This window comes from Thermococcus sp., assembly GCF_027066465.1.
GTDB lineage: Archaea > Methanobacteriota_B > Thermococci > Thermococcales > Thermococcaceae > Thermococcus.
Genome location: NZ_JAMONU010000146.1, coordinates 18,924 through 30,056, shown reverse-complemented (window position 1 = coordinate 30,056; position 11,133 = coordinate 18,924). Strand labels below are relative to the sequence as shown.

The 11,133-nt window shown below is 54.0% G+C and carries 11 protein-coding genes and 1 pseudogene; 8 read left to right on the top strand and 4 right to left on the bottom strand.

Annotated elements, in window-relative coordinates; translation table 11 throughout:
- From MVK46_RS07095 to MVK46_RS07080, 4 genes are all read left to right on the top strand, one after another.
- Positions 1 to 282: DMT family transporter (locus tag MVK46_RS07095; RefSeq protein WP_297535928.1), on the top strand; the 282-nt coding region annotated here is incomplete at its 5' end.
- 249 nt (positions 283 to 531) lie between these two features.
- The gene (locus MVK46_RS07090) at positions 532 to 1,125 is read left to right on the top strand and encodes a CBS domain-containing protein (protein ID WP_297535927.1); all 594 of its coding nucleotides are present in this window, start codon (positions 532 to 534) and stop codon (positions 1,123 to 1,125) included.
- 48 nt (positions 1,126 to 1,173) lie between these two features.
- Positions 1,174 to 3,048 carry an ABC transporter substrate-binding protein gene (locus MVK46_RS07085; RefSeq protein WP_297535926.1) on the top strand — a complete coding sequence of 625 codons (1,875 nt, stop codon included), beginning with the start codon at positions 1,174 to 1,176 and terminating at the stop codon, positions 3,046 to 3,048.
- Between the two features lie 38 nt (positions 3,049 to 3,086).
- The gene (locus tag MVK46_RS07080) at positions 3,087 to 3,260 is read left to right on the top strand and encodes a hypothetical protein (protein WP_297535925.1); all 174 of its coding nucleotides are present in this window, start codon (positions 3,087 to 3,089) and stop codon (positions 3,258 to 3,260) included.
- On the opposite strand, the gene MVK46_RS07075 is transcribed toward MVK46_RS07080, so the two are convergent.
- The 3 genes from MVK46_RS07075 to MVK46_RS07065 are packed head-to-tail and all read right to left on the bottom strand — an operon-like array spanning position 3,235 to position 5,986.
- Entirely contained in the window at positions 3,235 to 3,954 is a 720-nt protein-coding gene (locus MVK46_RS07075; protein WP_297535930.1) for an ABC transporter permease, read from the bottom strand. The genes MVK46_RS07080 and MVK46_RS07075 overlap by 26 nt on opposite strands.
- Positions 3,942 to 4,859, bottom strand: a complete 918-nt coding sequence (locus MVK46_RS07070) for an ABC transporter ATP-binding protein (RefSeq protein WP_297535924.1) — start codon at positions 4,857 to 4,859, stop codon at positions 3,942 to 3,944. The genes MVK46_RS07075 and MVK46_RS07070 overlap by 13 nt, the downstream gene beginning before the upstream one ends.
- Positions 4,841 to 5,986: a PQQ-binding-like beta-propeller repeat protein gene (locus MVK46_RS07065; protein ID WP_297535923.1), complete on the bottom strand. Its 1,146-nt coding sequence runs from the start codon at positions 5,984 to 5,986 to the stop codon at positions 4,841 to 4,843. Before MVK46_RS07065 ends, MVK46_RS07070 begins: the two co-directional genes overlap by 19 nt.
- Before the next feature lie 244 nt (positions 5,987 to 6,230).
- Between MVK46_RS07065 and hydB the strand changes: the two are divergent.
- The 4 genes and pseudogenes from hydB to hydA all read left to right on the top strand — a co-directional run bounded on the left by hydB (position 6,231) and on the right by hydA (position 10,301).
- Positions 6,231 to 7,335 (top strand): annotated as a pseudogene (gene hydB, locus MVK46_RS07060) (NADPH-dependent hydrogenase/sulfhydrogenase 1 subunit beta).
- Positions 7,332 to 8,213 carry an NADPH-dependent hydrogenase/sulfhydrogenase 1 subunit gamma gene (gene hydG, locus MVK46_RS07055; protein WP_297535922.1) on the top strand — a complete coding sequence of 294 codons (882 nt, stop codon included), beginning with the start codon at positions 7,332 to 7,334 and terminating at the stop codon, positions 8,211 to 8,213. The pseudogene hydB and the gene hydG overlap by 4 nt, the downstream one beginning before the upstream one ends.
- Before the next feature lie 10 nt (positions 8,214 to 8,223).
- Positions 8,224 to 9,018: an NADPH-dependent hydrogenase/sulfhydrogenase 1 subunit delta gene (gene hydD / locus MVK46_RS07050; RefSeq protein ID WP_297535929.1), complete on the top strand. Its 795-nt coding sequence runs from the start codon at positions 8,224 to 8,226 to the stop codon at positions 9,016 to 9,018.
- Positions 9,015 to 10,301, top strand: coding sequence for an NADPH-dependent hydrogenase/sulfhydrogenase 1 subunit alpha (hydA, locus tag MVK46_RS07045; RefSeq protein WP_297535921.1), 1,287 nt, complete (start codon positions 9,015 to 9,017; stop codon positions 10,299 to 10,301). Before hydD ends, hydA begins: the two co-directional genes overlap by 4 nt.
- Before the next feature lie 62 nt (positions 10,302 to 10,363).
- Here the strand turns inward: hydA and MVK46_RS07040 are convergent, their stop codons facing one another.
- Positions 10,364 to 11,089 (bottom strand): hypothetical protein, encoded by a 726-nt coding sequence (locus tag MVK46_RS07040; protein ID WP_297535920.1) that lies wholly within the window; start codon positions 11,087 to 11,089, stop codon positions 10,364 to 10,366.
- Positions 11,090 to 11,133: the final 44 nt, after the last annotated feature.

Below are 11,133 nucleotides of genomic sequence, written 5' to 3'. Positions count from 1 at the left end.
TCGGTCTTCCTCCCAAGATACGGGAAAGAGGTAAGAGGGATAAGCAGAAAAGAAGCCCTCGTTCTCGTTGGTGCCGCCGTTCTCGGCTTGATACTCGGCCAGTACCTCTTCGTGTACTCAGTTTCGCTCGTCGGCTCGCCGATAGCCGCCCCAGTCTCAGCAATAAACCCGGTAATAGCCTCTCTGCTTGCGGTTCTTCTCCTCAGGGAGAGGCCGAGCGCCAGAATATTCGAGGGACTGACCCTAGCGGTTCTCGGGGTTGTTCTCATATCCATCGGCTAAAGCTTTTAAGCCCTCAGTCCTACTCTTCATCGCCGACAGCGAGGGGACATTACCCCTCGCACGGGCTCGGTCTTCCCGCCTCCGCGAGGTGGTCGGGTTCAATGAGCGGAGCGTGCTCACGCCGAGCCCACAGGGCCGGGAGCATCCACCCGCGTGAGCGAATGAGCGCGGGTCTCTGTGCCCGGCCCACAAGCCGATTTTAGGAAAGTTTTTAACTCCCACACCGCTTTTAATAACCGGTGGTTATTTGTGGTAGTAATCCCCAGGCCCATTGACCCCAGAGAAATCAAGCGAATTCGAAAGGAACTCGGCATAACTCAGGAGGAGCTCGCCAGAAAGGCCGGAGTGACGCAGGCTTACATAGCGAAGCTCGAGGCCGGTAAAGTTGACCCGAGGCTCTCAACGCTGAACCGAATTCTCCAGGCATTACTTGAGTGCAAGAAGGCCCAGCCCAGGGCAAAAGACGTTATGTCTTCTCCCGTTATATCCGTGAAACCCTACGAGACCGTTGAAAAAGTAATAAAACTTATGAACGAGCACAACATCTCCCAGATTCCTGTTATCTCGGGAAACAAGGTTGTTGGGTCCGTTACGGAAAGAACCCTCGTCAGGAAGAGCCTTGAATATGAGGACATCTACGGGAGGAAGGTCATGGAGGTCATGGAGGAGCCGTTTCCGATAGTCAACGAGGATGAGGATTTGGAAGTCGTGAAGTACCTTCTCGAGGACAACCCCGCAGTTCTCGTTCAGAACAGGGAAGGCAAGATAGTTGGCATCATCACGCGGGTTGACCTCTTCAGGGTTGGCAGAACCCAGGGTGGCAATATTATCCAACAATCTTAAATACCCTTGGCCCACACCCTTCTTGGACAAAACGTCCAGGTGGTAGACATGAGAAGGACAGCCTTCTTGATAATCCTCATACTGCTCGGGGCCGTCGTGGCGTCGGGCTGTATATCCTCCAGCAACACAACAAGTCCCACGAAAACCACGGCTCCTCCGCAGACTTCAACCACCTCAAAGACGACCTCCACAACCCACACAACGTCAAGCGTCCAAGAGCAGAAGCCCTATTATCCGATAACGATTAAGGATTTCGCCAACAGAACAGTTACGATAAAATCCGAACCCAAGCGAGTCGTTTCCCTTGCCCCGAGCATAACGGAGGACCTCTACTACCTCGGCGTTCTCAACAGGGTCGTTGGGGACACAGGTTACGAGGACTGGCCTCCCGCGGTTAAAAACATAACGAAGGTTGGCGGCTACGGAGCCTACGCCAGCCTTGAGAAGATTGCCGCACTCAAGCCGGATTTAATTATAGCGGACGATGCCGTCTTCTACAAGAAGGGCTACCTCCAAGACCTTGAGAAAATCGCTCCCGTTATTATAATCGCTCCCAAGACCCTAGACCAGATACCGAAGGCAATAGAACTCCTCGGAAAGGTTTTCAACAGGGAAGACCGGGCGAAGGAGGTCGTAGATGAGTTCAATGCTGAGGTCAGTGCCATGAAGGAGCTCATGAAGAACCAGCCCAAAGTCAAGGTCTTCTACGTCGTTTGGAACAAACCTCTGATGACCGCCGGGGGGAACACCTTCATAAGCGACGTTATCAGCATAGCCGGCGGCATCAACATCTTCAACGACACCAAGAACTGGCCCCAGGTCAGCGTTGAGGAGGTCATAGCGAGGAATCCGGACGTAATAATCCTGACGCCCCACTGCGGCATGACCATTGAAGAGGCCTACAAGCTCTTTGCCGGAACCAAGGCCGTTGAGGAAGGACACGTCTACATGATTGAAAACCAGAACGACCTGATACATCCCAGCCCGAGAATTATACGGGGAATAGAGACTATGGCAAAGCTTCTCCATCCAGACGCGTTCAAGACGAAGTACCCGCTTACAATCAAGGACATGATGAACAGAACCGTAACGATTCCAAAGGAGCCGCAGAGAATCGTCTCGCTTGCACCGAGCATCACGGAGACCATATTCTATCTCGGAGCCGGCGACAAGCTCGTTGGCGTTACGAAGTACGCCGACTGGCCTCCCGCGGTTAAAAACATAACGAAGGTTGGCGGCTACGGGGCCTACGCTAATCTGGAGGAGATAGCAAAGCTCAAGCCGGATTTGATTATAGCGGACAACGCCGTCTTCTACAAGCAGGGTTTCCTCGAGAGCCTGGAAAAGATAGCACCGGTCGTAATCGTCAATCCCAAGAGCATAAACGGAATCTATGAACAGATTGAACTGCTCGGAAAGATACTCAACAGAGAGGAGCAGGCTGCTCTTGTGATAGCCGAGATGAAGGCCCAGATAAGCTACATCGAGAGCCTCGTTGCGAACCAGAGCAGGCCGACTGTCATGTACCTCGTCAGCACATACAACGGCTACTGGATAGCCGGAAACGACACCTTCGCAAACAGCATCATCCAGATAGCTGGAGGAAGGAACGCCTTCGCAGACATTAAGGGCTGGAAGGCCGTCAGCGAGGAGGAAATCATTGCAAGAAACCCGGACGTTGTAATAATAGCTTCAGCCTACGTCAACCCGAAGATATTCTGCTCCGGCCCGCTCTCCACGATAAAGGCGGCAAAAACCGGCAGAGTGTACACGGTCAGCGACCCCAACGTCTTCCAGAGGCCCAGCCCGAGGATTGTGCTCGCAATCAGGGAGATGGCCGAACTGCTCCACCCACAGGTCTTCAAGTACCAGCCACAGCCCCTCGTCTGCTCCGCCAACACAACCGCCAACGCGACCGGCTGATTTTTAAGCTCCTCCCCTTTTCTTTGTTCGGTGATGGCATGGAGAGGAAAACAGTCTACAGAATCCTGCTCGTGATTGTGATAGTTCTGGCGGTGATATTCACGCTTGGTGTTATTGGCATCGTCCCCTTCGTCTGGAGCGAGTACATAACCGTCTTTATGGTAATCCTGTTCTTCGTCCTCAGGTTCAGTAAAGGCGCTCAATCCTCGTAACCGAGAGGTAAACGAAAACCATCGCAAGCAGAACCAGAACGAGGAGAGCGTAGAGTGGATTTACGACGTCGTAGTAGTGGAGCATTGCGAAGCGCAGGCCGTCAACGGCATAAGTCATCGGGGTGAGTAAGCCAACAGCTATGAACCACCTCGGGAAGAGCAGGAGGGAGACTATTGCCCCGCTCGTGAACATCATGGGCAGCCTTATGAGATTTAGCCACGTCATTGCGTTTATCGGGTTCTCAACGACGAGGGAAACGTAGAGACCGAGGGCGGAGAAGGCAACGGCCGAGAGAACCAGATAGACCGCGAGGAAAGGAATGCTCCAGATTGGATAAACCATGAAGAACCTCAGAAAAAGCAGGCTCACAAGGCCGACGAAGAGTCCGAAGATGGAACCGGTCAGAACCTTCGCGAGGACAATTTCAAGGTAGCTCACGGGCGCAACGAGGAGCCTCTCAAACGTCCTTAGCCTTCTCTCGAAGATTACCGAAGAGGAAACGAAGGAGGTCGTGCCGAAGAGGACCGAGATGGTCAGCAGGCCGGGGGCGAGGTGGTCAACGTCCCCGAAGCGCACCGCGAAGGCCAGCGTGAAGACGAGCGGAAAAACGACGCCCCAGCTTATTGAACCGGGCTTCAGCAGGTACTCCCTCAGCTCCTTCTCCGCTATTGTTAGGACTTTCAAAGGGGACACCCCCGGCACGGGCACTTGGTCAGCTCGACGAAAACGTCTTCAATTCCGGGAATCTCGGTGCACAGGGAGGTAACCCTGAAGCCGAGCTCAACCTTGAGCGAGCACAGCTCCTCCAGAAAGCCGTCAAGATTATCGACCTCGAAGACGAGCTTCCCCTCCTCGAAGGAAGGATTGTAGCGTTCAAGGGCCCTCAGAAGGGATGAGCTCATGGGCTCGACCGAGAGTCTAACGACGGTTTTTCTCCCAACCAGCTTCGCGAGCTCGCTCCTCTTACCCTCAGCGACTATCCTTCCGGCCTTCATTATCGCTATCCTCTGGGGAATCGTCTCGGCCTCAACCATGTTGTGGGTCGTTATGAAGACCGTCATTCCCCGCCTGTTCAGGGCGCGGATTAAAGACCTCACAGCCCTCGCGGAGTGAACGTCCAAGCCGTTCGTTGGCTCGTCGAGGAAGAGCACTTCCGGCTCATGAACCAGCGCGGCCGCTATAGTAGCTCTTCGTTTAAAGCCCGTGCTCAGCTTACCGAACTTCTTATCGGCCGGAAGCTCGAACTCCCTTATCAGCTCATCGACCCTCTCGCGGGGGGCGTCGTAGAGCTTTGCCATGAAGAGCAGGTTTTCCCTAACGGTCAGCTCGTCGTAGAGGTTTGAAACGTCCGGAACGAGACCTATCGAGCGCCTCACCGCGAGCCTCTCGGTTCTGACGTTGAACCCGTTCACGTAGGCCTCACCGGAAGTTATTGAGGTCAGGGTCGTCAGCATTCTAACAGTAGTTGTTTTCCCTGCCCCGTTGGGGCCGAGTAAGGCGAAGGCCTCTCCCCGCTTGACCCTGAAGCTGATTCCCTTCACAGCCTCAAAGTCGCCGTAGCGCTTGACAAGGTTGTTAGCTACGACCGCTTCCGCCATAGCAGGACCCCCATGAGAACGACCGCCAGGATAAGAATGACTCCTAGGTAGGGATTGAAGCCGAAGCCTTCACGATTTGATAGTCCCTCAGTGGAGGCCGTCGCTGAGACCCTTGAGAGGCTCCACGCCTCTATGACGCTGTAGCAGTTCTGGACATCGTGCGAGCCGTATTCAGTTATGAAATACCCTCTGGGAGAAAAGGCCACATGGTAAGCTGTTCCATTAAAATGCACGAACCAGACAACGGTTCCATTCGGGGCTATTAACTCGGCCGTTCTGGCATAACTCACGACCGTGTAACCGTTCTTTGTTCCTACATCATAGGCGTAGCCAACGAGGGGAACCGAGTAAACGATGCTCCCACCGACGCTCAGCAGGGTAACGTTCCCGAAGTTTCCAGCAACTGCGATGGCCTTTCCATCCGTTGAAACCGCCCTTGCATAGCCCTTGAATTCCCGCTTCCAGAGAGGGTTTCCTTTCCAGCTGAGGGCAACGAGCTCACTCCACAGCTCCGACTGCGGAACTACGAGAGCCAAAACTTCATTTCCAGCAGTCAGCACCTTCCTAACCGGACCAATATTGTCGCTCCAGAGGATTTTCCCCGATACTGAAAGAGAGTAAACCCCCGAGTCAGCCCCCACAAACACCGTGTCGTTCTGGAGCAAAACGCTCCACGTGTAGTTTCCAACCCGTCTTTCCCATATAAGCTTCCCGTTTTTGAAGAGGTAAACCCACCCCGAAGCGTCTCCTGCAACGGCAACGCTACCATTCTGGGAGATTGAAACGCTAACAACGGCATTTTTGAGCTCCCTCTCCCAGAGAACCTTCCCATTCTTAAAGGCCTGAAGCCACCTACCTTCAGTTCCGATTAGGAGAATCCCGCTATCGGAGAGGGCAGAGGAGTAAGCTATTCCGCGCGTCGGCGCTTTCCAGAGGAGTTTTCCATCGGGGCTCAACAGCTCCGCGTAGTAACCAAAGGCGAGACCGATTGTTCCGTTTTCGTTGAGGGCTATTGAAAATACAGCGCATGTGTCAGAGTATTTCCAGAGTAGTGAAGGAACGGCTCCCGTAAGGGGGGATAACGCTAACAGCACCACCATCGCCGCTCCGAGCATCTGTGACTTCATACCACAAGCACCGGCACTCGTTCGGAATCCCTAATAAAAGGTTTCCGGTTCGTTTGGTTAACATAAGTCTAAGGACCAACCACAGGATAAATTCTGTTCTCTGTTCTTTTGAACAAACAAACGATGTAAACCTTTGGTTTACAATTCTCGGGTTTAAAAACGCTTTTTTAGGCAGCAGACCAATTTCCCGTTGAGGGCACAGAAATGAGCAGATGTATTATCATGCTCACCGGAGGTGATTGGATTGAGGTACGTTAAATTACCTCAAGAGAACACATACAAGTTCCTTGAAAGGCTCAAGGATTGGGGCAAGCTCTACGCCCCGGTCAAGATATCGGAGAAGTTCTACGACTTCAGGGAGGTAGACGACGTCAGAAAGGTCGAGTTCCACTACACGAGGACGATAATGCCCCCGAAGAAGTTCTTCTTCAAGCCGAGGGAGAAGCTCTTCGAGTTCGACCTGAGCAAGCCGGAATACAGAGAAGTTCTGGAGGACGTCGAACCGTTCGTGCTCTTCGGTCTTCACGCCTGCGACATATTTGGCCTTAAGATACTCGACACCGTTTACCTCGATGAGCTCCCCGACAAGTACTACAAGGTTCGCAGGGAGAAGGGAATCATAATAGGAATCAGCTGTATGCCCGATGAATATTGCTTCTGCAATCTCCGCGAGACGGACTTCGCCGATGACGGTTTTGACCTGGTTCTTCCACGAGCTTCCCGATGGATGGCTCGTCCGCGTTGGCTCGCCCAAGGGCCACAGGATAGTTGACAAGAACATCAAGCTCTTCGATGAAGTTACAACAGAGGACATCTGCGCCTTCAGGGAGTTCGAGAGGAAGAGGAGCGAGGCCTTTAGATACCACGAGGACTGGGGTGACCTGCGCTACCTTCTCGAGCTTGAGATGGAGCACCCGATGTGGGAGGAAGAGAGCGAAAAGTGCCTCGCCTGCGGAATCTGCAACCTTGTCTGTCCCACCTGCCGCTGCTACGAGGTGCAGGACATAGTAAACCTCGACGGTGTAACCGGCTACCGCGAGAGGCGCTGGGATTCCTGTCAGTTCAGAAGCCACGGTCTCGTTGCCGGGGGTCACAACTTCAGGCCGACGAAGAAGGACCGCTTCATGAACCGCTACCTCTGTAAGAACTCCTACAACCAAAAGCTCGGGCTGAGCTTCTGCGTCGGTTGCGGTAGGTGTACCGCCTTCTGTCCCGCAGGAATAAGCTTCGTGAGAAATCTGCGCGTCATCCTCGGCCTTGAGGAACGCACGTGTCCGGGAAAAATCGTCGAGGAGATTCCGAAGAGGGGGTTTGCCTACGCTAAAAACATCAGGGGTGAGGACGTATGAGCGAGGTTCCAAAGGAGATTATGATGCCCAACGACAACCCCTACGCCCTTCACAGGGTTAAGGTCCTCAAGGTTTACACCCTTACTGAAAAGGAGAAGCTCTTCCTCTTCCGCTTTGAGGACCCGAAGATAGCCGAGACCTGGACGTTCAGGCCCGGTCAGTTCGTCCAGCTAACTATACCAGGAGTTGGAGAGGTTCCGATAAGCATCTGCTCCTCGCCGATGAGGAGGGGCTTCTTCGAGCTGTGCATCAGGAAAGCTGGAAGGGTCACCACCGTCGTCCACAGACTTCAGCCGGGAGATACAGTTCTCGTTCGCGGTCCCTACGGCAACGGCTTCCCGGTTGACGACTGGGAAGGCATGGACCTGCTCCTCATAGCTGCCGGCCTTGGAACGGCACCGCTGAGGAGCGTCTTCCTCTACGCGATGGACAACCGCTGGAAGTACGGCAACATAACCTTCATCAACACAGCCCGCTATGGAAAAGATTTGCTCTTCTACAAGGAGCTTGAGGCCATGAAGGATTTGGCGGAGGCCGAGAACGTCAAGATAATCCAGAGCGTAACCAGAGACCCCGACTGGCCCGGACTGCATGGAAGGCCTCAGAACTTCATTCCCATGGCCAACACCAACCCGAAGAAAACGGCAGTGGCCATCTGCGGCCCGCCAAGAATGTACAAGTCGGTCTTCGAGTCGCTGATTAACTACGGCTACAGGCCGGAGAACATCTATGTCACCCTGGAGAGGAAGATGAAGTGCGGAATAGGGAAATGCGGCCACTGCGTTGCCGGAACGAGCACTAGCTGGAAGTACATCTGCAAGGACGGACCCGTCTTCGGGTACTTCGACATAATATCAACCCCCGGTCTGCTGGACTGAGGTGGTGGCAATGAAAAAGAAAAAGCTCAGAATTGGCTTTTACGCCCTAACGAGTTGCTACGGCTGTCAGCTCCAGCTGGCCATGATGGACGAGTTGCTACAGCTGATACCGAACGCCGAGATAGTCTGCTGGTACATGCTCGACAGGAACAGCGTCGAGGACGAGCCGGTTGACATAGCCTTCATCGAGGGCAGCGTCTCAACAGAAGAAGAGGTAGAGCTCGTCAAGAAAATCCGCGAGAACGCAAAGATAGTCGTCGCCGTCGGTTCCTGTGCCGTTCAGGGTGGAGTCCAGAGCTGGGGGAAGGACGAACCCCTCGAAGAGCTTTGGAAGAGGGTTTACGGCGATGCAAAGGTCAAGTTCCAGCCCAAGATGGCGGAGCCAGTTTCAAAGTACATTAAAGTTGATTACAACATCTACGGCTGTCCGCCGGAGAAGAGGGACTTCCTCTACGCCCTCGGAACGTTCCTCATCGGCTCGTGGCCAGAAGACATAGACTACCCGGTCTGCCTCGAGTGCCGCCTGAAGGGCAACCCGTGCGTTCTCCTTGAGAAGGGTGAACCCTGTCTCGGTCCGATAACGAGGGCCGGCTGTGATGCGAGGTGTCCAAGCTTTGGAATAGCGTGCATCGGTTGCAGGGGCGCGATAGGCTACGACGTTGCCTGGTTCGACTCCCTCGCGAGGGTCTTCAAGGAGAAGGGCCTGACCAAGGAGGAAATCCTTGAGAGGATGAAGATTTTCAACGCCCACAACGAGAAGCTTGAGGAGATGGTTGAGAAAATCTTTGAGGGTGATGGCTCATGAAGAACGTTTACCTGCCAATCACCGTTGACCACATAGCAAGGATAGAGGGCAAGGGTGGCGTCGAGATAGTCATCGGCGACGATGGTGTCAAGGAGGTCAAGCTCAACATCATAGAGGGGCCGAGGTTCTTCGAGGCCATAACCATCGGCAAGAAGCTCGACGAGGCCCTTGCGGTTTACCCGAGGATATGCTCCTTCTGTTCAGCGGCGCACAAGCTCACCGCCGTGGAGGCGGCCGAGAAGGCGATAGGCTTCACCCCACGCGAGGAGATTCGGGCTTTGAGAGAGGTCCTCTACATCGGCGACATGATTGAGAGCCACGCTTTGCATCTCTACCTCCTCGTCCTGCCGGACTACCTCGGCTACTCCGGACCGCTCCACATGGTTGATAAGTACAAGAAGGAGATAGGCATAGCCCTCGACCTCAAGAACCTCGGAAGCTGGATGATGGACGAGCTTGGCGCGAGGGCCATACACCAGGAGAACGTCGTCCTCGGTGGTTTCGGAAAGCTCCCACGCAGGGAAACCCTCGAGAGGATGAAGGATAAACTTAAGGAAGCCCTTCCGAAGGCAGAGTACACCTTCGAGCTGTTCGCCAAGCTGGAGCAGTACAGGGAGGTTGAGGGACCGATAACGCACCTCGCCGTGAAGCCGAGGAACGACGTCTATGGAATCTACGGAGACTACATAAAGGCCAGCGACGGAAACGAGTTCCCGAGCGAGAGTTATAAGGAGCACATAAAGGAGTTCGTAGTTGAGCACAGCTTCGCCAAGCACTCCCACTACCACGGAAAGCCCTTCATGGTCGGTGCCATCTCGCGCGTCGTCAACAACTGGAAGCTCCTCTACGGCAGGGCGAAGGAACTCTACGATGCTCATAAGGAGCTTCTCCGCCCAACGAACCCCTTCGCCAACAACCTGGCTCAGGCCCTTGAGCTCGTCTACTTCATCGAGCGCGGAATCGATTTGCTTGACGAGGCCCTCGCGAAGTGGCCGATAAGGCCGAGGGACGAGGTAACTGTGAAAGACGGCTTCGGCGTCAGCACGACCGAGGCACCGCGCGGAATCCTCGTCTACGCGCTCGAAGTGAAGGACGGAAAGGTCGCCTACGCGGACATCATAACACCCACTGCCTTCAACCTCGCCATGATGGAGGAGCACGTCAGGATGATGGCCGAGAAGCACTACAACGACGACCCGGAGAGGCTTAAGTTCCTCACCGAGATGGTGGTAAGGGCTTACGACCCGTGCATCTCCTGTTCCGTGCACGTCGCGAAGCTTTGATTTCCTTTTTTACTTCTCAATCGAACCGGCAAAGAAGGAAAAAGTTGAGTTGATTTCCTGAATCACTTTTCCGCCATCTTCTCGCAGGGGAAGTACACCTTCCCGACAAAGGCATCTCCCTTCGACCCAATAACGTGAATCTCGCCGATAGAGTATCTGTAGGTTACCGTAACTCCACCGCTCGTCGTTTTGCAGACCTCTGGCAGGACGTAGGTGTCGTTCTTGAATTCAACAGTTGGAGCGTTGGCAATTTGAATTGGCTCCGGCAGTTCAACAGTTACGTTGAAGGTCTCGTTCCAGAGGGTTATCCTTTTCAGGGACCATCCGATGGGCCTGACGACGTAGTGCGTCCCGTTCTTCTCGACATCGTAGTTGACGACAACGTCAACGACTTTTGTTGGAGTCCCCGAGAACCTTATGTTCGCTATCGCAATGGAGCCGTTCTTGAGCCACACCGTTGCGGAGTACGTCCTTAGGGAATTGTTAAACAGGTACAGGGGAAGCATGTAAACGTCCTTTGAAAGCCTGAAGGCGGAAACGTTCTTTACATTCGGGCCCGCTTTTATCAGCACGGCAGGATAGATATCGTTTATGACAAGGCTCTTGTAGCCGATGAAGTTAGCGCTCACGTTAATCGCGACAACCGTCACGTTGATGGGCACTTTAAACGGCGTGTAGGTCACGTTGAGGGCGAAACTTGATGACGCGGTCTTGCCCCCGGTCTGTACGAGGCAACCGGCCGAGAAAACGACGAGCACCAGAACCAGCGGTGCAATCTTTCTCACCATTGGAACATCTCTCCTTTTAATTTTAAGATAATTGTAACTATTGC